Source organism: Eubacterium sp. CAG:156 (assembly GCF_000434315.1).
In the GTDB taxonomy this organism is placed as follows: Bacteria; Bacillota; Clostridia; order Lachnospirales; family Lachnospiraceae; genus Eubacterium_U; species Eubacterium_U album.
On record NZ_FR878155.1, the window covers coordinates 22,690 to 49,247 of the forward strand.

Sequence of the window (26,558 nt, forward strand, 5' to 3'; positions counted from 1 at the left end):
GACAAAATATATTTATTTAATTTTCATTATAAAGAGTGTTTAGGGGGGAGTTTAAAATAGTGTTGAAATATAAAAATGCTTTCGGATTATTCTGTATTATGTAACAGGAAAATCCACATTTAACTTTAAAATAATTATAATTGTAATAATAAAAAAAAGCAATAAAACATAAAATTAATATAAAGAAAGTAAGCAGGATTAAATACTGGCATAAATACCTTCAATATGAGATTAGATAAACATAGATAATACAAAAATATATATACATAAAATACAAAAAAAGTGGTGATTGAAAGGTTTTTTTGTGCAATAACAATAAAAAAATGAAAGGTTTTTGGTTAAAACGCACCCGCCAAACAGATTGACAAAGGCATGGTGCCATGTTAATATTAGTTTAACGTTAAACGGATGTGGGAAAAGTGATTTATTGGGGTGTGCCCGGGGGGGGACAATTTTCAAAAAATCTTTTATTTTACCCAGGAAACAAAAAACAATTAAATAAGTGAAATTCTTTAAACTGTTACAAGTTTAACGTTTAACTTATTCGAAGAAAGGAAGAGGTAGAGAAATGAAAAAAGTATTTAAAAAGTTATTAGTTATGGTAAGCGCTGTTGTTCTTACATTTAGTATGAATGTAGCAGCTGCAGAGGATATTGTGTTGAATGATAGTGGAAGTCCATTTATTAAATCGTTTGATCCGGGAACAAGTGGAGAGTACAAGTATTTAGGATATGCTTACTGTTTTGAAGTAGGACCTGAATATAAATATTTACAGATTACATATACAGGTGATCCTACAGCATTTGATGAATTAAGATTAGAATTTGTAGTTAACTCAGACCCATCAGAGGAAAAGAAATTAACTCCTGTATGGTTCAGAGAAAATGACGAAGGTACAGTTAGAACTACAGACGGTGGATTAGTTCCAAACCCTTCATCAACAGAACAGACAGCGGTAATTGATTTAGAAAAATCAGGAATTGACTTATCAACAGGTATCAGAGCATTTCATATACACGATACACCTGGTAAAGGTAAGTTCACAATTACAGATGCAAGATTAATGACAAGTGCACCAAAGGGTGGAGCATCAGCAAGTGCAAGTGATGTTAAATCATCATCAGATGATAAGAAAGCAAGCAGTGATTCAAAATCAAGCTCAAGCACAGAAAGTAAGAGTTCGGATTCATCTTCAAGCAAAGACAGCTCAGCATCATCAGCTTCAGCATCTTCATCAAGCGATAGCTCAGAATCAGTAGGAGGTGGAGCAACAGCAGCACCTACAACAGGTTCAGCAACATATCCAATTGCTATAGCTATAGGAGGTATTGTAGTAGCAGGCGCAGCATTAGTTGCATCAAAGAAAATGAAAATCCAGTAGTTTTAAGAAAGGAAGAAGGTTCATATGAGATTAAAGAAAATTAGTAACAAAGCAATAGCTTACGCATGCGTCGGAACATTAGCAGTAAGCAGCTTAGCAGGTGTTAACTTTGCATCAGTAAAAGCGGATGAAGAGAGCGGAACAGAAGCAGAAGTTAATTCGTATAAGGAAGTTAGTATTCCATGGATGGCTAAGGAATATGATCCGGGCACAGATGGTGATTACAAATATCTTGCAGGTGTTGATCTTGCAGCACTAGAATTGACTAGTGATTATAAATATTTACAGCTCACATATACAGGTGATGCTACGGCATTTGATGCTTTAAGATTTGAAATGACAGGAGCAGATGGCTCTTTGGGAACATATTGGTTTAAGGAAAACCCACAGGGAACAATTAAGACATCTGATGATACATTAGTTGCAGATCCTTCAGAAGAGGAACAGACAGCAGTAATTGATCTTGAAAAATTAGGAATTAGTGGTGCAGACTTAATTACGACGATTCATATGCATGATTCACCGGGAAATGGTAAGTTTACAATTAAGGAAGCTAAGTTTACAAACAGTCCAAAAGAAGTTAAGTCGATTAGCATTCCATGGATGGCTAAAGAATATAATCCTGGAGAGGGAGAAGGATATCAGTATCTTGCAGGAATTGATCTTGCTGACCTAAATGTAACAAATGATTACCAGTATTTACAGTTATCATATACAGGTGAATCTACATCATTTGATGAACTTAGATTTGAAGTAGTTGGAACAGATAAAGGATTAGGAACATTCTGGTTTAAAGAAAATCCACAGGGAACAATTAAGACAGTAGATGACACATTAGTTGATAATCCAACAGAAACAGAGCAGACAGTTGTAATTGACCTTGCAAAATCAGGAATTACAAATGCTGAAGGAATTGCTACAATCCATATGCATGACACAAAGGGTAAAGGCACATTTACAATTACAGATGCTCAGTTTACTAATACACCACTTCAGGTAGCAAAGACTGTAGTTGAACCAGAAGAAACAACTCCGGAGGAAACAACACCTGACAATAATGGGGAAACAACACCGGAAACAACAACAGAAAAAGTAATTGCAGATGGAACAAATGACATCATTTTAAATGGTGATGACCAGGGCAAGAGTGCTATGATTGGAACTTACTCAATTAAGAAAGGCTCTGTAGAAAAACCAAATTACAAATATCTTGGATGGGCAACATTTAAAGACTTTGCAAACGAATCATACAAATACTTAAAGATTACATATACAGGTAATATTAAATTACTTAGATTTGAATTTGAAGGCAAAGGTGGAGAAAAACAGGGACCATTCTGGTTTGATCCTGAACAGGCAACTCATTTTGTAACAGAAGATGGTAGTGCAATTCCACTTGTTGGAAACAACACAACAGTAGTAATTGATCTTGCTAAATCAGGCGTTGATATGAGCAAATATAATTCAGGTGTACATATGCACTGCTCAGCAGAAGACGAAGACGTAAATATTTCAATTACAGACGCATTGTTATATGGTGGAAAGAAGAGTGAACCACAGCCGACAACAACTGCAGCACCAACAACAAAACCAACAACTGTAGCACCAACAACAACTCAGACAGCAAAAATTTCAGTTGGAAAGACAGCTGTTAAGAGTGCAACAAAGAAAAAATCAGCAAAGAAAGCTTCTGTAGTACTTAAGAAAGTTAAAGGGGCAAAAGGATACCAGGTTAAAATTTCTACATCTAAGAAATTTAAGGGTAAAGCAACAAAGACAATCACAACTGCAAAAGTTAAATTCGTTGTTAAGAAATTAAAAGCAAACAAGAAATACTATGTTAAGGCTAGAGCATACAAAGTAGTAAACAAGGCTAAAGTTTATGGCAAATGGTCAGCAGTTAAACAGGTAAAAAATAAATAATAATAACAGTTAATTACTAGAAAGCCCTCACGTAATAAACATGTGAGGGCTTTCGTTTTAAAAGAAAGGGCAAATGCAAGTGAAGAAGGGAAAAGTTTTTACAGTTATATTGATGGGAATAGTAATGACAACAGGGGGAAATATGACAGAATTTAATACAGAGGTAAAGGCGGATATAAGTTCAGAATTTGAAATTCCTCAAGCAGATGAGGCAGGAAGAATTGGCGCAAGCATGCCCTATCTTAGATATGATTCAAAAGATGCAGAGATTGGAAATGGCGCAAAAATAGAAGAGTCAGTAAAATCTGAACGAACAAAGATTGCAAGTCAGGCGTCACAACAGTCGTATGTAAGTCTGCCGGTTAAAGATTCATATGCAGAATGGACTGCAGTTAAAAGTGGTTCAGGTGTAACAATGAGATTTACAATGCCGGATTCAACAGATGGTAAAGGATTAACAGGAAGCCTTGATGTATATGTAAATGGAGAATTTTGTCAGAAAGTTGATTTGACATCTTATTACATGTGGCAATATTTTGCAGGTGGAAATCCAAGTGATAAAAACAACGGAGGAGTTCCGTGCTTTGCATTTGATGAAGTACATTTTATTTTGAATAAAACTTTAAATCCGGGGGACAAAATAAGAGTTCAAAACTCAGGAAGAGACAATTTGGTTTATGGTGTAGATTTTCTTGAAATCGAAGAAGTTCCACAACCTATTGCACAGCCTGCAAATTCTTTGAATGTCGTAGATTATGGTGCGAAGCCAAATGATGGAAAAGATGATTATAATGCAATAAGAAATTGTATAAGTGCTGCTAATATTCAGGGAAAAGATGTTTATTTTCCAGAAGGAACTTTTAATATAGGCAGAAAATGGACTTTTTATGGAAAGAACATAAAAGTTACGGGAGCAGGAATGTGGTATACAAACATTCAGTTCACAAACAGTAATGCGAATAGCGGAGGAATTGCATTTGCAGGAGAAAATTCATGTTATAATGTAGAATTTTGCAATATGTATATTAATTCAAATTTAAGCTCAAGATATAATGAACAGGCATCATATAAATGTTTTAGTGATGTTCCGGGAAATGGAAGTGTAATACATGATATTTGGGAAGACCATTTTGAGTGTGGATTTTGGTTAGGAGATTATAGTGGAACAGTTGATTATTCAGATGGAATGAAAATAATCAATTGTAGAATTAGAAACAATTTAGCTGACGGAGTAAATTTCTGTCAGGGTACAAGCAATAGTGTGGTATATAACTGCTCAATAAGAAATAATGGAGATGACGGACTGGCATGTTGGAATAATAATTATTTGTCAGCGAAAGATGAAACAGGAAATGTGTTTGCATATAATACAATAGACTTTATTTGGAGAGCCGGAGGCATTGCAATATATGGAGGAGATGGATTTAATATTTACAATAATTATATTTGCGATACATTCATGGCATCTGGAATTCATTTGAATACAACATTTGATGGATATAAATTTAATAATACGAAAAATATAAAATTCGAAAATAATACATTGGTAAGATGTGGAACATATAAAGACAGTTGGGGTAGTTCTTTGGCAGCAATTGATATTTCGCAAAATGTAAAGAATGTTTCATTTGTTAATACAAAAATATATGATGCATGGCACGATGGAATAGCTTTAAAGGACAACATACAAGGGATAAAATTTGAAAATACAATAATTTATGGAAGTGGAACTGCAGGACAGAAAGTGTCAGGAAATGTAGGAGCAGCAATTAAGACATCGGGAAGTCCGAAAGCTCAAATTGATAATATAAGTATAACTAACAGTGCTTATAATCATAATGACAAACCGTATCTTTTTACAGGAAGTTATAATGGAATTTCAATTTTGAACGAATTGTTGTATAATAATTTGGCTTATGAAGTACCGGGATATCCTGAAGTTTCAGATGTTACAAAGGATGAGGAGACAATAAAACCAGGTGATAACGAGACAACACCTGGAAATGACAACCGTAATGATACGGGAACATCTTCGAATTCAGAAACAGTTTCAAATCAGAATGATGAGACTAAGAAAAAAATAACAAAGAATAAACCGGGAAAAGTAAAGATTAAATCTGTAAAAAAGACAAAAGGTAAAATGAAAATTACTTTGAAAAAATTAAGAGGGGTTTACAGGTATCAGATTAAAGTTTCAACTTCAAAGAAGTTTGTAGGCAAAAATACTCTTACTAAAAACTTAAAGGGGACAAAAGCGGTTTTCAAAAAAATCAATGTAGCAAAAAAGTATTACGTTAAGGCTAGAGCGTATAAAATTGTGGAAAAGAAAAGATTATATGGAAGATGGTCGGGGGTCGTATCTAAATAACCAACACAATTGCGAATAGTTGAACGTAAAACTTTAAATAAAATAAGAAGGAGAAGAAACATGAGAAAAAGTATTCAAAAGGTTTTATCATTTGCTTTAGCAGGGGCAATGGTATTACAACCTTTACCTTCAGCACAGAGTGTGTTTAAGGTAAACGCAGGGGTGGCTTCGGAATCAAAGTTTGATATTCCGCAAGCTGATGCAAGTGGACGTGTAGGAGCTAAGGTTCCTTACACAAGATATGATTCATTACAGGCGAATATTGGTGGCGGAGCACAGATTGCTTCATCAAAGAATTTCGACAGAATGAATATTGCAAGCCAGGCTTCGGAACAGTCATATGTAAGACTTCCTGGAAAAGGAGCTTACACAGAGTGGACAATGAACACTACCGGAGATGGGGTTACAATGAGATTTACAATGCCTGATTCCAGTGATGGAATGGGACTTAAAGGCTCATTAGATGTGTATGTAAACGGACAGTACAAACAGACAATCGATTTAACATCTTATTTTATGTGGCAGTATTTTGCCAGTGGAAATCCAAGTGACAATAACGATGGTGGGGTGCCATGTTTTGCATTTGATGAAGTACATTTTAAATTAGACAATTCATTAAAGAAGGGTGATACAATCAGAATTCAGAGCAGTGGAGCCAATGCTTTAGAATATGGTGTAGACTTCCTTGAAATTGAAAATGTACCTGATGAAATTGCACAGCCGGACAATTCTTTAAATGTTGAAGATTTTGGAGCAGTTCCTGATGATGGACAGGACGACTATGATGCAATTTATCGTTGTATAGAAGAAGCAGACAGATCAAACATGGATGTTTATATCCCGGCAGGAACATTTGAAATCGGACAGGTTTGGAGATTATATGGTTCAAACATGAAGATTACAGGTGCAGGTATGTGGTATACAAATATTCAGTTTACAAATCCTGATGCCGGTGGTGGTGGTATTTCCGCCGGATGGCAGACAAGCGGTTCAAAGGATGGATATTGTAATAATATTGAATTTTGTAATATGTACATTAATTCAAATCTTAGATCACGTTATAACCAGCAGGCAGTATATAAATGCTTTATGGATGTATTCACAGATGGATCAGTAATCCATGATATTTGGGAAGAACATTTTGAATGTGGATTCTGGTTTGGTGATTACAATGGAAAAATGGATTACTCAGACGGAGTTAAAGTAATGGACTGTAGAATTAGAAATAATCTTGCAGACGGAGTAAACTTCTGTCAGGGTACAAGCAATGCAACAGTTTACAACTGCTCTATCAGAAACAATGGTGATGATGGTTTAGCATGTTGGAATAACAGCTGGGGCGGAGCTAAAAATGAATCTGGAAATGTATTCGCATATAATACAATTGATTTCATATGGAGAGCTGGTGGTATTGCAATCTATGGTGGTGATAATTTCAAAGTTTATAACAATTACATTTGCGATACATTTATGGCAGCAGGTATTCATTTAAATACAACATTTGACGGTTACAAATTTAGTGAGTGTAAAAATATGACATTTGATAATAACATCATAGTTCGTGCCGGATGTACAAAGGACAGCTGGGGTGAAGAACTTGGTGCAGTTGATATCAAGCAGGAAGTCAAGAATGTAACATTTAACAATACTCAGATTTATGATGCTCAGCATGATGGTATCAGAATCCTTGATAACTCAGCAAGTAATGTAGTGTTTAACAATACTAAGATTTTAGGCTCAGGTATAGATGGTCAGCAGGGAAATTATTCATCAGTTCCTCATGCAGGTGCAGCTATCAGACTTGGAAGCTCATCATCAGCTACATTTAATGGAATCGAAATTGCAAATTCTGCATTTAAGAACAAAGAAGATGGATCACCATATTTCTATACAGGTGGAACAGATTCATCATGTGTGAAGAATGCAACAATCTATGATGATGATGTTACATATACAGTACCGGGTTATCCTGAACCATATATTGATGGTGGACAGCAAGGTGGTGTTACAAATCCATTAGAAGGTATTACAGGATATGATATTGCTTTAACAGGTTTAACATGGAAAAATGAAAATGGCTCATCAGACCTTAAAAATGGAGATAAGGTTACATTCTCTGTTGCAATTACTAATACAAGTAATGTAGATATTCCTGAAGGAGTAACAATTGGATTCAAAGTTGTAGTTGATGGAACAACAACTTACAGAAATCAGAAATTTAAAGATGGTTTGAAAGCAGGACAGACAGTTAAACTTTCAACAACAGGTGCTTGGACAGCTTCAAGAGGAGGACATACAATCGTTGCTACAGCAGATGATACAAATAAGCTTCCTAATGAAACTGACAAGAATAATAATACAAGAACAAAGAAATTTAATGTTTATGGAGATGCAGCTACAAATCCTGTAACAAGAGTTTCAGGTGGATATGACTTGGTTGTATCAAAGATAGTTGCAAATAAGCAGGATATCGCTGTTGGAGATCAGTTAGTATTTACAGCAACAATTACAAATGCTGGTGATACAGCTATTCCGGCAGGAACAACTATTGGATATCAGTTACAGATTGATGGAAACACATCAAACATTTTATGGTGTGATACATATAATAGTGGATTAGCAGCAGGCCAGTCAGTTGATTTGACAGTAAATTCAGGCTCATCAAAGGTTAATTACTGGACAGCTACAAGTGGAAAACATAGCATAATGGCATGGGTTGATGATGTTAATAGAATTCAGAACGAAGTTAATGAAGATAATAACCAATATACTATTTCATTAGATATTCCAACAGCATCAATGATTGAAAATCCAGATGCACCTGATGATTTAAACAATCCTGGACAGGTTGAAACAACAAAACCGGTTGAGACAACAACAAAGGCACCAGAAACAACAAAACCAGTTGAGACAACAACAAAGGCACCTGAAACAGCTAAGCCAGTTGAGACAACAACTAAGACACCTGAAACATCAAGAGATACATCGGAAGATATCGTAATTAATGAATTCATGAAAACATGGACAGTAGGTACAGGAAACGGATACCAGTATATGGGTCAGGTAAATTACAATGCACCTGCAGGATACAGATATCTTCAGTTGACATATACAGGTGATACAAGAGCATTTGAAGAACTTAGATTAGAATTCTTTACAGATATGAAGAATCCGTATTGGTTCAACAAAAATCAGGCAGTTAAGTTTGTGACAACAAATGGAGATGTAGTTAGTTCTCCATCATCCACTGCAAAGACAGTTGTAATTGACCTTCAGAAATCAGGTTTAAATATTAACCAGACAAATACTGGTTTCCATATTCATAATACACAGGGATATGGAAGTTTTACAATTACAGATGCAAGACTTTATAAAACAGCAGCTGTAGAACAACCAACAACAAAACCGGTTGAGACAACAACAAAGGCACCAGAGACAACAAAGGCGCCTGAAACAACAAAACCAGTTGAAACAACAACAGAAGCTCCATCAATGGTTTCAGATAAAGTTATTGTACATGGATATCAGATGAGTGCTAAGTTCAACGGAGTAGAAGGAGATATGGGAATTCGTATCGTATATTCTGTAGAACCTGAAATTGATGGAAAGAAAGTAGAAAAAGCAGGTGTTATTTGCGGAATAGTATATGGTGACAACCCAATAACAAAGAATGACATTGTATTAAACAGCAAGAATTCTTATGTAGCAAGCTATGAAGCAACAGACAAAGGTTTGATTGGCGATGTAGTTGGCGATTCAAAGACAGCAAAGAATTATGTAAGAACATTTGGTTTGAAAGACTACAATGCAGAAGGACTTTCAGCAAAATACTACACAAGATCATATGCAATTTTAGAAGACGGAACAATTGCATACAGTAATGTAGAAGAATTCAATATTTATGAAATCGGAAAGAAGATTTACCAGAAGAGATCAATGGTAAATGAGGCAGCTCATAATTACTTATATAATAAGATTCTTAAGGTGGTAAATCCTGCAGAATTACCAATTGATTATAATTGGAGCAATACAATAGAAAAATAAATAAAAGATATTGAAAACGGAGGCTATCGCTTCAACATTTAGGTTGTTGAAGCGAAGCCTCTTTGTGTTATATATGGGACTTTATTATGAATCAATTTTAATGAAATATTTGTATAATTTTTGATGTAATACTTGTATGTTTTTTAATGAAATATTTGAAAAAATCACCGCAATATTTGTATGAGTTTAAGTGCAATATTCCAGGGTTTTGGTAGAACATTTTACACTAATATGATAAAATAAAATAATAACTTTATTTACAATTTAATAGTGTCAAATGCGTATAACAACACAAAGGGGTGATTATTATGACAAATGACAAAGTAAGAATTCATCAGAGAGTACAGGATGTAATGAACGTGGATGAACTGTACAATTATATTTACAGATATGTGCATGATAACAACATGGAACAGTCAATTATGGCATTGGAAATGGCGAATGAATGCCATAAGGAACAGACAAGGATGGAAGGTGGACCGTATATTATTCATCCGTTAACAATTGCAAGACATGCAATATCCTTAGGAATTAAAGAAGACAACATAATTGCAACGATGCTTTTACATGATGTGTGTGAAGATTGTAATATTTCGGAAACAAGTATGCCTATAAATGATATTGTTAAAGCCGGGGTAAAAGCAATGACATTTGAAGTTAAGCCAGGTGAGGATAAGGAAGAAGCAAGATTAAAATATTTTGCAAGGCTAATTGATAATAGAGAAGCAACGATAACAAAGATGTTTGACAGGTGTAATAATGTGTCGACAATGGCTTTAATATTTTCGAGAAAAAGACTCGTTAAGTACATTAATGAGACAGATAAGCATGTCATTCCTCTTATTCAACAGGCAAGGATAAGATATCCTGAATTCGAGCAAATATGCTTTGCAGTAGAATATCAGATGAATTGTATGTTAAACTCGGTAGAAATGTTATTAGAATTTAACGATTCAAAGAGAGTATAGACTATTAAATGTCTATATAGTTTACAGAAAACGGTATGCAGTTATAAATAAATGTGATGTGATTAAAATTTGTGCAAATAACTACCATTTCATAGCTGTAAAAAATATATATTTTAAATACCCCTAAAATATAATAGTGAAAGGATTGCATAATGGATAACAACCAAAATATTGAGACAGAAAAAGTTCACAAAAGAAGGGTAAGATATAAAGGAACGCACCCGAGAACGTATGCAGAAAAGTATAAAGAACAACAGCCTGAAAAATATGCTGATACAATAGAAAAAGTAATACGAAAGGGAAGTACTCCTGCAGGTATGCATATATCTATTTGTGTAAAAGAAATATTAGAATTTTTACAAATAAAGCCGGGGCAGAAAGGATTGGATGCAACTCTAGGATATGGTGGACATACATCAAAGATGCTCGAATGCCTTGAAGGAAATGGTCATGTATACGGATTAGATATAGATCCGATAGAAATAGAAAAAACAAAAAAGAGATTAGCAGACAAAGGATTTGGAGATAATATATTTACAGCTATTAATACTAATTTTGCAAATATAGATGAAGTGGCAAAAGAATACGGCCCATTTGATTTTGTATTGGCAGATTTAGGTGTATCATCTATGCAGATTGATAATCCGGAGAGAGGATTTACTTATAAATATGATGGCCCGCTTGATTTACGATTAAATCCGCATAAAGGAATTTCAGCAGCTCAAAGATTGGAAAATATCAGGGAAGATGAACTTGAAGGGATGTTTATTGAAAACTCAGACGAACCTTATGCCGCTGAAATTGCAAAGGCTATAGTGGAAAGGAACCGAAAAGGACAGAAAATAACAACAACACTTATGCTTAAAGATGTAATAGAAGAGGCATTAGCTTTTATTCCACAGAAAGAAAGAAAAGAAGCAGTGAAAAAGTCCTGTGCCAGAACATTTCAGGCTCTAAGGATTGATGTAAATAATGAATTTGAAGTATTATATGATTTTCTTGAAAAACTACCTGATGCAATGGCACCAGGTGGAAGAGTTGCGATTCTGACTTTCCATTCAGGTGAAGACAGACTTGTAAAGAAGGCATTTAAAGCCCTATATAAGCAGGGAATATTTTCAGAAATTGCAAAGGATGTAATAAGACCGTCTGCAGAAGAATGTAATATGAATCCGCGTGCAAGATCGACAAAAATGCGTTGGGCAATAAAAAATTAACAAATTAGTAAAATATTGTTTTGAGTATATAGAATATTTGTATTATAATGGAAAATGTATAAGAACGTGAATAGTTACATCGCACAATGAAAAATTGGAAATGATAATATAGTTGTGCGTAAAGGATAAAAGGAGGAGGAAATTAATGAATCCTATTATTTTAGATAAGGTAAGGGGTTGTATGTTAGGTGGTGCTGTAGGTGATGCACTTGGTTACCCGGTTATGAATCTTAACATTGATGATATTCGTAAAGAACATGGTGAAAATGGTATTAGCGAATATTTATTAGATGAAAATGGTAAAGCAGGAATATCAGATATAACACAGTTATCGTTATTTACTGCAAATGGAATTTTATCAGGAAAGACAAAAGCCTGTAAAATAGGTACTGAGGGACCAGATGTTGCAACAGTATGTCAGGCATACAAAGATTGGGTTAAAACACAGGAAAGTGATAATACTAACGAAAGCCATACAACATGGTTATATAATATAGAAAATTTGCATAGTAGAAGACATTCATTAGAATCAGGAATAGATATTTTCAAAGGCGATTTTGGAAGTGTTGAAAAGCCTGAAAAGTTAGGAATGGATTTTGGAGCTATTACAAGAATCGCTCCTGTGGGACTTTATTTTAAAGAAGAAAATATGCAGATTGAAGAAATAGATGTGTTTGCTGCAAATGTAGCTGCATCTACACATGGATATGATGCTGCTTATATTTCAGCTGCAATATTAGCTCATATAATAAATAAAGTAACATATACGGAAATGACTTTAAAAGAAGCTGTGTCAGATGCAATGAACACAGTAAAAAGATTATGTGGATATAAACCACATGTTGAAAGCGTCATGGAAGGGTTAAGCAGAGCTGTTTCTTTAGCCGGTGACGATATAGATGATAAAGAAGCAGTATCAGAAATCGGTATAGGAAATAGTGCCGATGAAGTACTTGCAGCAGCAATTTACTTTAGTTTAAAGTATGAAGAAGATTTTGAAAAAGCAATTCATGCTGCGGTCAATAATGACGGTAAAAGCGGAGCAATAGCATCCGTAACAGGAAATATACTTGGTGCATATCTTGGAGCAAGAGCAATTCCTGAAAAATATTTAGAAAAATTAGAGTTACGCCATATAATCCAGATAATAGCAGAAGATTTACACGAAGATTGCCCGAATACAAATTATTTTGACAACTTCAATTGGATTTGGGAAGAAAAATATGGCGAAGCCTGTTATATTATTTAATAACTCAGAATTACAAAAAACTGCCTTCATGTTCGCATGTAAAGGCAGTTTTTCTAAGAAATCAAAGCCATAAGGAATGAGTCTTACAGGGAAGAAGCCGAATGGAAGGGGCAATACAGATTAATAAAGGAGAATATGTTGGACGACAAATTAAAGCAACAAATATTTTTAGAAATAGCAATGCCTATTTGTACCAGAGAAAAAGTAATGCTTATGCATAAGTTTGTACAACATGGAAAAACAAGTTGCTTAGAACATAGCATAGCTGTAGCATACAATAGCTTTTTGATGGCAGAAGCCATGGGAACTGAATATGATAGGGAAAGTCTTATAAGAGGCGGCCTTTTGCATGATTATTTTTTATATGACTGGCATAAACCTCATGGAAGATGGCATGGATTTAAACATCCTGCAATAGCATTGAAAAATGCTACAAGAGATTTTAAATTAACAGAAATAGAAAAGAATCTTATAGTAAGACATATGTTCCCACTAGTGCCAATACCACCTAAAAATATTGAGGGTGGTATAGTATGTATGGTTGATAAGTGGTGTTCACTTAAAGAAACATTTTGTAGCGACATTTATAAAAAAGATGAAATGGTTCAGCAAATAATTAAAGTGGTTGAAATTAAACTAAGAGAAAAAGAAACAAGAGAATCAACGGTTAATATTTCACAGAGATATGTTGTTTCATAAAAATATGATTTTAGGCTGCAAATAATAAAAGATATAATAAAAAAACAAAAGAGTGACTTTAAAGTTATTAATTGGATTAGTATTTTATGTAAAACAAATCTGAATGAAGCATTAGGAGGAATAGTATGGCAGGATTAGTTTTAGAAGGTGGAACATTCAGACCTATTTTTAGTTGTGGCGTAATGGATGCGTTATTAGATAATGGTATCGAATTTCCTTATGTAATAGGTGTATCGGCAGGAATAACAGATGCGATATCTTATATTTCAAAACAGAAGGAAAGAAATTTACTTGTATTAGAAAAATATAGAAATGACAAAAGATATATCGGAATAAATAATTTTAAGACAGATAAAAGTTTATTTGGTCTTGAATTTGCATATGGAACAGTTCCAAATGAATTAATGCCATTTGATATGGAAACATATAAGAAATACACAGGAAAGGTAAGAGTTGGTGTAACTAATTGTATTACAGGAAAAGCTGAGTATATGGATGGCATGGAAATGGATGATAAATATACAATGCTAAGAGCAACATGTGCAATACCCGGATTTTTCCCAACGATTAACATTAATGGAACACCATATTATGATGGAGGGATAGCTGACCCGATTCCGATACGTAAGTCTATGGCGGATGGAAATGAAAAAAATCTAATTATCCTGACACAGCCATTAGAATATAGGAAAACATTAAATGCAAAGACCCAATTTGCAGCGAATCGTGTTAAAAAGAAATATCCTGAATTAGCAAATGCCCTATATACAAGACACATCAGATATAACGAGACAGTAGAGTATTGTCATAAGTTGGAAGATGAGGGAAAGGCAATAATACTTCAGCCAAAGGTGAAACTCAATAGTTTTGAAAAGGATGTGAAAGTGTTGAGACAGACAAATGAAATGGGATATGAAATGGCTATGGACAAAATGGATTTAATAAAAGAATTAATAAAAAAATAAAAATATTTTTATCAAAAATAAGCGTAAAATTATGTTTTTTCGACATTTTTTTGCGCTATTTTTTTTGCAAAAAAGGCAAAAACACCAAAATGAAAATTTTGAAATCCCATAAAATAGTAAGGTGTTTGTGCATAATCAACAAAAAAACAAATAAAATAGACATTTTTTTGATGATATATTGCAAAAAATGTTTTTAAATTCTAATATTTTAAATATAGAACGACATATATATTGGGAATATGTTGGGGGTCGGATTCAAAAAAGCGGGCAAGTCAGCCTGATATTTCGTGAGTTAATGCGTGTATTGAAAACTTTTTAATATACGCTTTATTTTTATCTTGGTAATTTAGAAAAATAAAAATTACCAAATAAATATGTATAGAGTTTTGAATTATTATTGAAAACCGTAGAGTGATAATAATAGAAATCAGAAAGGGTTTGTATTAATTATATTATGCGGAAAATGTTGAGATTATTAATTATATTTATGCGAGAAATGATGAGATTGGGCAAATATTTTACGTAATCGCAGAAAGTGAATAAAAACGCATAGCGCGTTTTTCATAAAAAATATGAAGGGGAGGTTTTTATTTAATGAGAACTAAAAATCTAAGGAAAGTGTCAAAAAGAGCAGCAAGCTTTGCACTTTCAGCAGCGTTGGTAGTTGGAGTAGTACCTGCGCAGAATTTAATGCCTACTGTAAAGGCAGCGGATGACAATACACCATATGTTATTTCGAACGGAAGAATGGTATATGCCAGCTCATCTGTAGAAAACAGTGATCCGTCTTATGCAGTGGATGGCTCAACATCCACAAGATGGGAAAGTTCATGGAACAACAAAAATGAATGGATGTACGTAGACCTCGGAAAAGTTACACAAATTACAGGTGTAAAACTTATGTGGGAAGGTGCGTACGCAACAGCTTACAAGATTCAGTTTTCTGATGATGAAGAAAACTGGAGAGATGTTTACACAAACAATTCATGTAAGGGTGGAAACGAAACAATTGATTTAAGTGGCTCAGCAAGATATGTAAGAATTTATATGACAGATAAAGCTTTGTCTGCTTATGGATACTCATTATATGAATTTCAGGTTCTTGGTTTAAACGGAGTTACACAGAGACCTGTAGATTACGGAAAAAATATTGCAGAAGGCAAGAATGTAACAGCATCATCACTTAGAGATGTGTGGTGGATGTATGATAACAATGGAGTAATTAATCAGTCGACAGTACTTGCTAAGAATGCAGTAGATGGAAATATGAATTCATACTGGACATCGGGTGAAAAAGACAACCAGTGGTTGTGTGTAGATTTGGGCAGAAATCATGAAATTGGACGTGTAGTTATTAACTGGGCATCTGATGCAGGTAAGATTTATGATATTCAGACATCAACAGATGGAAATAATTGGACAACATTATACAGACAGACAAAAGGTTCAGGAAATAGAGTAGAAGATGTAGAACTTTATGCTAATGCACGTTATGTAAGAATGTATGGATACACAAGAGTTGAGACAGGAAGTGGATTTAGCATTAATGAATTACAGGTATACGAATATAAAAATGGAGACAAGAAGGTAACACATAATATTGAAGCATTACCACAGTCTCAGGTAAAGAAAACTGCAAATAATAAAGGAAGTTATTTGACAAATGACATGTATGAAGCAAAAGCTAAGCTTCCGGTTTATGCAGCAGATAATGTTAAAGTTCCTGTTGAAAGTAATGACTGGTGGCAGTCAATTTTAATTAATAAGTTTGGAAACTTATTATCAACATTACCTTTAAAGACAAAATATTCAACAAAAGGACTTGGAGTTTTAACTGCTACAGAAGGTTGGCTTCCTGCAATGGGCGAGACAGATGTAAATGTTTCAGTAGTTTCAGAAACAAAACCTGACTTTTACATTATGCCTGAAAATCTTGACACAGCTTCAGCATGTGACAAGGTTATGGATTACAGTGACTATTCAGTAAAAGTAGGTTTATGTGATGACAATCATGTAGCAATGCAGTCAACACATGTAAAAGGTTCACCATATATCTTTACTGAATATGGAACAACAAGAACAATTTACATTTCATCATCAGCTGATGCACAGTGCTTTGATGCAAATGGAAATACAATTTTAGCAAATAATCTTGATAAGATTACAGCAGATCATATTGGACTTCAGGTTACAGATGATGACAATAAGAATGGTACAAAGAACTCAACAAGTTATTATTGTTTAACAGTACCTGAAAATACAACATTTAAGAAAATCGGAAGTTATATTAAAGTAACATTCCCTTCAGATGACGGATATATGTCAATTGGTACAATGAAGGCAAAGAATCAGTTAGAAACATTCTTTGCACATGGATATGCATTTGTAACAGATACAGCCGTAACATATGATTATAGTGATGACAATGCAAAGATTAATTCACACTATAACTTAACAACAACAGTAAAGAGAAATGGATTTTCAAATGAATCTATGTTATGTATGCTTCCTCATCAGTGGAAAAATTCAACAGATGATAACAATGCATTCACAACATATACTTCTGTAAGAGGTGATTTAAAGACAATCATTTCAAATAAATTTACAACAACAAAAACATTTGCAGGTCTTCTTCCGACATTTGCAATTCCATCAGGAAGTGACTTTGATAGTGAAGAGGCTCAGATGTATTTAGCACAGTTAGATGATGCAACAAAGAATTTGAACCCTGCAGCTGATGCTTATTGGGAAGGTAAGAATTTACATCCATTAGGAATGGGAGTTCTTATGGCTGACCAGTTAGGGGATACAGAATTAAGAGATGAATTCCTTGCAAGAATTAAGAAGATTCTTGTTAACTGGTTCACATATGATGGTAAAGATGATATTAGTTATTTTATTTATGATAACAATTGGGGAACACTTTATTATGCACAGAGTGAATTTGGTGCAAATGCTTCAATTTGTGACCACCATTTCACATATGGATATTTCATGTTTGCTGCTACAGTATTAGCAACATATGATGAAGAGTTCTACAATGATTACAAAGACATGATTGAAATGCTAATCAGAGATTATGCAAATCCATCTGATAATGATAGTGAATTCTGTAGATTCAGATCATACGATTTATATGAAGGACATTCATGGGCAGGCGGATATGCAGACAACGATTCAGGTAACAACCAGGAATCAGCGAGTGAATCATTATTCAGCTGGGTAAGCTTATATTTATGGGGAACACTTACAGGAAATGACACATACAGAGATGCAGGTGTATTTGGTTTCTCAAATGAAATGGATGCAGTACAGCAGTACTGGTTTGACTATGATAAAGATAACTGGGTTAAGGAATGGCCATACGATGTTGTAGGACAGGTTTATGGAGGAATTAACTTCTACGGTACATTCTTTGGTGGACAGCCATTATATGTATATGGTATTCAGTGGTTACCAATTTCTGAATATTTAACATACTACGGTATGAATCAGGAAAGATGTGCAGAAATTTATCAGGGATTATTAGATGATACTGATGAAGCTATGAAGAAAGCAGTTATCGTAGCTAGAAATGAAGGAAAGACTGAAGAAGAAATTCAGACAATGTTAGATACATATCCACAGGCAGATACAGGTTGGCAGCATATTACATGGCCATTCTTATCACAGACAAATCCAACATTGGCATTACAGAAATTCCTTGCAAATGATGATAAGGTACAGAAAACAGATACAGCAAATACATACTGGTTCATTAACAGTATGAAAGAATTAGGAACAAAGACAACTGATATTGTAGCAACAGGAGATTGCTCAGCAGCAGTTTACTACAATAAGAATACAAATAAATATACTGCTACAGTATGGAACCCAACAAATGCTACAAAGAAAGTAACATTTAAGAACGCAAATGGAACAACTTTAGGAACAGCAACAATTGGTGCAAAGGCGTTAGTAAGTTTTGAAGTATACAAAGATAAGAAATTTGATATTACTCAGGCTCAGACACCTGAAATTTCAGTTCCAACAGGTACATATGATGATACACAATATGTAGAAATTAAGTCATCTACAGAAGGTGCAACAATTTACTACACAACAGACGGAACAAGACCAACAACTTCATCAAAAGTTTATGACGGCATTATTCCTGCATCAAGTACATCAACAGTAAAAGCAATAGCAGTAAAAGATGGATACATTACATCAGCAATGGCATCTTCAACAATTACAGTAAATGGTGCAAAAGTATCAAAGAATACTAACATCGCATTAGGAAAGAATGTAACAGTATCTTCAAGTGAAAATCCATCAGTAAGTGGTGACAAATTAGTAGATAATGATGTAACAACAAGATGGTCATCAGAATTTACAGATGATCAGTGGTTCAACATTGATTTAGGTGGAAATTACACAATCAACAAAGTAACACTTGATTGGGAAGCTTCATATGCAACAGCATATAAGATTCAGACATCAGTAGACGGAAACAGTTGGAATACAGTTTACAGCACAACATCAGGAAAAGGTGGAGATGAAGAAATTGTATTTGATGCAACGATATGCAGATATGTAAGATTTCAGGGCGAAAAGAGAGTAATGCAGTATGGATACTCACTTTGGGAAGTTGGAGTATATGAAGCAAAGAAGGTTGAACAGCCATCATTTAGCTTAACGTCAGGAAATTACTCAGGAAACCAGAAGTTACAGATTAGCAGTGCAACAAAGGGTGTTGAAATCAGATATACAACAGATGGTTCTACACCAAATGAAAACTCAAAACTTTATGTACCAAGCATTACTTTAAATAAGAACACAACAATTAAAGCAATAGCATACAGAAAAGGAATGATTGCTTCAGAGGTTACAACAGCTACTTACACAATTAATGGTGGAAGTACAACAGAACCTGAACAGCCTACAGAACCTTCGAAACCAGATGAAGGAGAAACAACATTAGTAAATGTTGCTAAAGGTAAAACAGCATCAACATCAGGAACAGAGACAGATGCAATGGCAGCGGCAAATGCATTTGATGGAGATGAAGGAACAAGATGGTCATCAAATTTTGCAGATGATGCATGGATTGTAGTAGATTTAGGAAAGACATATGCAGTTAGCAAGGTTGTACTTAACTGGGAAGGTGCATATGGAGAATCATACAAGATTCAGACATCAACAGATGGAAAGAACTGGACAACAGCAAAAGATGTAACAGGAAAGAACGGAGGCATAGATACAATCACATTTAACACAGTAAATGCAAGATATGTAAGAATGCAGGGTGTTAAGAGAGGTTTACCATATGGATATTCATTATGGGAAATGGAAGTATATGCAACTGTTAAAGAAACAGCAGAATATGGCGTAGTTTCTAAGAATAAAACAGCAACAACATCAGGAGCAGAGACAGAAGCAATGGCAGCAGCAAATGCATTTGATGGAGATGAAGGAACAAGATGGTCATCAAATTTTGCAGATGATGCATGGATTTCAGTAGATTTAGGAAAAACATATGCAATCGATAAAGTTGTACTTAACTGGGAAGCAGCATATGGTAAAGCTTATAAAATTCAGACATCAACGGATGGAAATAATTGGACAACAGTAAAAGATTTGACAAATCAGGATGGTGGAGAAGATACTATCACGTTTAATGCAGTAAATGCAAGATATGTGAGAATGCAGGGCGTAACAAGAGCACTTCCATATGGATATTCAATCTATGAATTTGAGGTATATGGAAGATAAAAACAATTAGTCTGTGTTTATATATGGATAAAAATATTATCCATAAAAGGGTGAACATAATTAAGTAAAATAATGACAATTAACTTTTTGAAGAAATTGCTATTTTTATTAAATAAGTAGTTACGTGGGTTTAATAATCCACGTGACTACTTATTTAAAAAGTTAAAGCAAATGCAAAAATAAAGGAAGGGAGGAGCGTAAAAAGTTTTACTTAATTTGTTATATATAATAAAGGGAAAGGTTTAATTATATTATTTCATTATGAAGGGGAAGTTTTATTATATTATCTTATCCAAATAAAAAGGAGGAAGGTAATATGAGAACTAAGCATTACAGAATGCTTAAAAAATCGTTAGCATGTGCTTTAAGTATGGCAATGTTAGCAGGAAGCGCAGATTTTTCAAATTTGCACGTAAGTGCAGCAGACAGAAGCAAACCATGGTTATTATCAACTAACAGACCTGCGTATGCTTCATCATTAAATGGTGGCGATGTAGCAAGCTTTGCCACAGATGGTAAAATATCAACTCAGTGGGGAGCAGCAGCTAATAAAGCAAACCAGTGGTTAGATGTTGACCTTGGAGGAAAGGCTGATATCAGCAAAGTAGTTATTGACTGGCAGAATGATGCCAGCTATGGAGTTGCATATCAGGTATTAGTTTCAGATGATGAAATTAATTGGACAAAAATCTATGAAACAACAAGTGGTAACGGAGGAGAAGTTAAGAATGTACTTAAAAAAGATGGTACAGTTGACTACAGTTACTATGAGGACGTTTTAAGTACAGATGCGACTGAAGATTATAAGTTAACAAAGGGAAATGGTCGTTATGTACGTATCTTAATAAACTATAGCAAATCCCAGTCAGGCTCAGACGATAAGAAGTCAGGTTGGGGAGCATCAATAAGAGAAGTTGGCATTTATGGAATTGGCGACGATAATTGTATTGCGCCTGTTTCAGAAGCAGAGAATATAGCATTGGGCAAAGAAGTATCAGTATCTTCTTATTCTCAGCCATGGTGGGCATCAACTCCATTAAGTGGAAGTAATGCAGTAGATGATGATTATGATTCATATTGGTTATCACAGTCATCTGACAGTGTGGCAGAGACAGCAGACCAGAATCTTACTGTAGATTTAGGAAAAGAATATACAGTAGGAAGAGTTGTATTACAGTGGCAGACAGAATTTGCAAGAATTTATGATTTGCAGGTTTCAGCAGATGGAAACAACTGGAATACGGTTTATAGAAATATAAGAGGAAATGGTGAAGATGAAGACATTTCATTTTATGCAGAAAATGTCAGATATGTACGTATGCAGGGAATAGCATACGGAAGAGGCTCAGGATATTCTATCAGAGAAATTAAAGTATATGAGTATCAGAATGGTGATGAAAAGGTAGTTAACCAGATTCCTGATTTACCAAAGAAAGAAGTTGTTAAATTAGGTAAAGGAAGTTATGCAATTGATGATACAAACCTTTTACAGCCAAGAGATCCTAAATATGTTACAAGTAACGTAAAAAGTGCAATACCATCAAATGACTGGTGGACATCTATTGTTTATACTCAGTACAGTGACACAATGCCGGCACTTCCATTAGTATATTCATATTCAGCAACAGGTCTTGGATTATATTACGCAGATGGTTTCTATACACGTTCAGATAATGGTGGTATGGGAGCAGAAAGTAAATATAAAGATATTACAATTGGAACATCAGCAGTAACAAAAGAAGCATCAGCTAAATTACATAGCTATGGAGATTGGTCAGTAGATGTAGCATATACAGATACAGATTCACCAAAAATGTTAAATACATTAATTAAAGGTTCTCCATATGTATATTCAACATTTGAAGATGCATCTTCTGTAGAAATAAATGTAGCCAATTTAGTAAAATTCTTTGACAAAGACGGAAAAGAAGTATTAAAAGAAGATGGTGAAACATTAAATGGTGATCAGTTTGGCGTTGAAGCTAAAAATGAAAGTGAAGCACCTGGGGATGGAAATAAGACACAGTATCATTATTACGGTGTTTATATGCCAGCAGGCTCTACAGTAACAAGAGTTGGAAGCAAATTGAAAATTTCATTAGGGGATAATCAGAATTACATGGTTGTAGGTGCTTTGGCAGTAGATGAACCTATTAAGCTTTTAGCAACACAAAAAGAGGCAGCAAAAGTTCATAATCCTGAATCAGCTAAAGACGCAGAAGCTGTAGCACAGTTAGCATATATGTATAAACATGCATATTCATATGTAACAGATACAAAGGTAACAGCTACATATGATGAATCAAAAGCGGTTAATACAACAAAATATGAATCAGTTATCAGTCAGAAGAGAAATGATAATGGAATTGAAAATTCAACATTAATGTGTATGATGCCACATCAGTGGAAATATTCAGATGCTTCATATAAGAAGGCTGAATCAGGAAAGGTATTAATTTATAATTCAGTTCGTGGTGATTTAAGAATTCATGAAGGAAATGAATTTAACTACACACAGAAATTTAACGGAATTATTCCACAGTATACAACTCCTAATGAATCAGGAAGTTATGATACAGAATGGATGTATGCATATTTGAAACAGTTTACTGACAGTGCATTAAAATCGTATTGGGTAGCAGATCCATATTGGCAGGGGAAAAAATCTCATCCTATTACAATGGGTATTTTAATTGCTGACCAGTTAGGTGAATACGAAACAAGAGACAAGCTTATCAGCGTATTAAGAAAAATAATGGAAAACTGGCTTACATATGATGGAGAAGAAGATTTTCCTTATTACATGTATTATCACACAAGCTGGGGCGCAGTAAGTGGTGATGGTGGTGACCATGGTATGGCAATTAACTTATCAGACCATCATTTCTTATGGGCATATTTCATATTCCCTGCAGCAGTATTAGCATCATATGATTCACAGTTTGTAGAAGATTATGGTGATATGGTTGAACTTTTAATTAGAGATGCAATGAATCCTGATAAGGATGATGAATTATTACCATATATGAGAAACTTCGATGTTTATGAAGGACATTCATGGGCAGGCGGATATGGTGATAACAACAGTGGTAACAACCAGGAATCAGCATCAGAAGCAACATTTGCATGGGCAGGACTTTACTTATGGGGTCTTGTAACAGGAAATAACACATACAGAGATGCAGGTATCTGGGGCTACACATCAGAGGTTGATGCAATTGAACAGTATTGGTTCAATATGGATGCAGGAACAGAATTAGACAGTAACAACTGGGCACCGGGATATGGAACAGATGTATATGGCGATGAAGATTGTGATGTTCTTCCATACACAGGAATGGTATGGGGACTTGGATATACAAATGGTACATACTTCTCAGGAAATCCATGCTGTATCATGGGTATTCATTTACTTCCTGTAACACCTGCAATTACATATATGGGTTACAGAAAAAATACAGTAGATAACATTTGGAATCAGTATGAACAGATTCAGAAGGCATATCAGAAGAAACTTGAGAAAAATGGAGAATCTGACCCTGAAGGATGGTATCACATTTTATGGCCATTTATGGCATTGAGTGATGCAGATGGTGCTGCTGACCGTTGGGCAAATGAATATACATCTCATATAAATGCAGATGGAAATTATATTGATGGTGTTCTTGCAATAGATGAAATGTTTAACTCATATTGGTATATCCAGAATATGTGTGCAAAAGGATACATTGATACAAGCATCTGGTCGACAGATTACACAAGTTATCAGGTATTTTCTAAGACAGCAAATGGAAAGACAACTTACACAGCTGAAGTTTGGAATCCGTTTGATAAAGAAATAACAGTACATTTTGCAAATGCAAATGGAAATTTAGGAAGTGCAAAAGTACCTGCACATTCAACAGTTGATGTTGACCCTACAAAGAATGAAGACAAGACAATAGATGAAAACGGAGACAAAGTAACATATGTACCTGTACAGAATACAGATCCTGTAAATGAAGTTTCAGGTGTAATTGAAGCTGAAGATTATTATACAAACTTTAGCTGTGAACCTGATACAAATGACCAGGAAGGTGGATATGTTGGTTGGATTGATGATGGAGATTCACTTATTTACACAATCAATGTAAAAGAAGATGCTGATTATGTAGTTGATTACAGAGTACAGTGTGTAAATACAGAAAAAAGCAGTGCAATCAAGTTAAAAACAGATAATGACAGCGACTACATTTTAACAACATACTTAGATAATTCAAAAACAGATTGGAAAAATGTAAAAGCAGATAAGACAATTCATCTCAAAAAAGGTGAATACAAAATGAAACTTAAATTTGTAGATGGTGGATTTAACCTTAATTACATCAAAATCTACAAAAAAGGAACAAAGGCACCTGTAGCAGCATCTGATGATGTTACATTTGCAGATTTATCAAATTATCCTGAAATTGACTTATCAAAAGCAGAAGTTATCGATGTTACATCAGAAGCAAATGCAGATGGTAAGGCTTCAAACGTAATCGATAAAGATTACAATACACGTTGGGAATCAAAAGCAGAGGACCCACAGTCAATTACAATTGACTTAAAAGAAAATAAGGAAATTGGTGGAATTAAATTGTATTGGGAAGGTGCTTACGCAAAGAAATATGAAATTCAGGTATCTTCTGATAATACAAATTGGAAAACAATGTTTACTCAGAACAAGGGAATTGGTGGACAGAAGAATGGTGATTCAAATAGAAGCACAGGACTTGAATCAATTTCATTTGACAATGCAGTAAATGGAAGATATGTAAGAATTAAATGCATAGAAAGAGGAACAGGTTATGGAAACTCTTTATATGAAATAAGATTGTTTGGAAAAGGTGAAGAACAGGGAGGCGTTACAGAACCTGAACAGCCTACACAACCGGCTGAACCTGATACACCGGACGGAAATCTTGCATTAAATAAAGAAGTTTCATCATCTGCACCTGAAGGAGAAAATGTTGTAGCAGCAAATGCATTTGATGGAAATGACGGAACACGTTGGTCATCAAAGTTTGAAGATGATGCATGGATAAGCGTAGACTTAGGAAAAACATATACAGTTGGAAAAGTAGTTCTTAAATGGGAAGCTGCTTATGGAAAAGCTTATGATATTCAGGTGTCAACAGACGGAAAAGAATGGACAACAGTTAAGAAAATGAGAAACCAGGATGGTGGAGAAGATACTGCATCATTTAATGGAACAAAAGCAAGATATGTAAAATTCCAAGGTGTAGAAAGAGGAACAGGCTACGGCTATTCTCTTTGGGAAATGGAAGTTTACGGAGGAAAAGTTTCACAGGGTGAAACAAATACTCCATCAGGAACAAATGTTGCTTTAAATGCAGATACAAAGCAGTCAGGCTCAGAAAATGATGCTATGACAAGCGAAAAGGCAGTTGATGGAAATGGTGAATCAAGATGGTCATCAAATTATGCAGATGATGCATGGATGACAATGGATTTAGGAAATGCATATGAAATCAACAAAGTGCTTATTAACTGGGAAGGTGCATACGGAAAGAACTACGACATTTTGGTATCAATGGACGGAGAAAACTGGACAACAGTTAAAGAAATGAGAAACCAGAATGGCAGAGAGGATACTGTAGAATTTAACGCAGTTAAGGCAAGATATGTAAAATTCCAGGGAGTAGAAAGAGGAACAGGCTATGGCTACTCAATCTGGGAAATGCAGGTGTTAACAAAATAATGCGTTGCAGAAAAAACGAATAATGCCGGTGTTACAATTATTGACATTAACTGAATAATACTTTGAAAAAATCAGAGAAAAAATTTTAATTATCTTATAAAATAATTTCTTATCCTTCACCCCATTTGGTCAGATTACAATCTACCCAAATGGGGTATTTTAATTTGACAAAGAAATTAATATTCTCTATACTCCATATAGTAGTAAATTAACAATGATTTATATACTGCCCCGAAGCCTGTTGATA

Annotated in this window: 11 protein-coding genes; all 11 read left to right on the forward strand. The window is 34.5% G+C overall.

Features of this window, described 5'->3' with window-relative positions:
• Nucleotides 1–568 precede the first annotated feature (568 nt).
• The 11 genes from ABMA45_RS05270 (at nt 569) to ABMA45_RS05320 (ending at nt 26,311) form a co-directional block, all read left to right on the forward strand.
• Nucleotides 569–1,381, forward strand: a complete 813-nt coding sequence (locus tag ABMA45_RS05270; RefSeq protein WP_022088839.1) for a hypothetical protein — start codon at nt 569–571, stop codon at nt 1,379–1,381.
• A gap of 24 nt (nt 1,382–1,405) precedes the next feature.
• Entirely contained in the window at nt 1,406–3,304 is a 1,899-nt protein-coding gene (locus tag ABMA45_RS05275; RefSeq protein ID WP_022088840.1) for a hypothetical protein, read from the forward strand.
• Between the two features lie 73 nt (nt 3,305–3,377).
• Nucleotides 3,378–5,672: a right-handed parallel beta-helix repeat-containing protein gene (locus ABMA45_RS05280; protein WP_347996442.1), complete on the forward strand. Its 2,295-nt coding sequence runs from the start codon at nt 3,378–3,380 to the stop codon at nt 5,670–5,672.
• 60 nt (nt 5,673–5,732) lie between these two features.
• Nucleotides 5,733–9,716 (forward strand): CARDB domain-containing protein, encoded by a 3,984-nt coding sequence (locus ABMA45_RS05285; RefSeq protein ID WP_022088842.1) that lies wholly within the window; start codon nt 5,733–5,735, stop codon nt 9,714–9,716.
• Nucleotides 9,717–10,024: 308 nt separating this feature from the next.
• On the forward strand, nt 10,025–10,684 hold the full coding sequence (locus ABMA45_RS05290; protein ID WP_022088843.1) for an HD domain-containing protein: 660 nt from the start codon (nt 10,025–10,027) through the stop codon (nt 10,682–10,684).
• Nucleotides 10,685–10,836: 152 nt separating this feature from the next.
• Entirely contained in the window at nt 10,837–11,901 is a 1,065-nt protein-coding gene (gene rsmH / locus ABMA45_RS05295) for a 16S rRNA (cytosine(1402)-N(4))-methyltransferase RsmH (RefSeq protein ID WP_022088844.1), read from the forward strand.
• 145 nt (nt 11,902–12,046) lie between these two features.
• Nucleotides 12,047–13,150, forward strand: a complete 1,104-nt coding sequence (locus tag ABMA45_RS05300) for an ADP-ribosylglycohydrolase family protein (protein ID WP_022088845.1) — start codon at nt 12,047–12,049, stop codon at nt 13,148–13,150.
• A 138-nt stretch (nt 13,151–13,288) separates the two neighbouring features.
• Nucleotides 13,289–13,849: an HD domain-containing protein gene (locus ABMA45_RS05305; protein ID WP_022088846.1), complete on the forward strand. Its 561-nt coding sequence runs from the start codon at nt 13,289–13,291 to the stop codon at nt 13,847–13,849.
• Nucleotides 13,850–13,974: 125 nt separating this feature from the next.
• Nucleotides 13,975–14,814, forward strand: coding sequence for a patatin-like phospholipase family protein (locus ABMA45_RS05310; protein ID WP_022088847.1), 840 nt, complete (start codon nt 13,975–13,977; stop codon nt 14,812–14,814).
• A gap of 594 nt (nt 14,815–15,408) precedes the next feature.
• A complete protein-coding gene (locus ABMA45_RS05315; RefSeq protein ID WP_022088848.1) occupies nt 15,409–20,568 on the forward strand; it encodes a galactose-binding domain-containing protein in 5,160 nt (1,719 codons plus the stop codon).
• Nucleotides 20,569–20,884: 316 nt separating this feature from the next.
• Nucleotides 20,885–26,311, forward strand: a complete 5,427-nt coding sequence (locus ABMA45_RS05320; protein WP_022088849.1) for a discoidin domain-containing protein — start codon at nt 20,885–20,887, stop codon at nt 26,309–26,311.
• Nucleotides 26,312–26,558 lie beyond the last annotated feature (247 nt).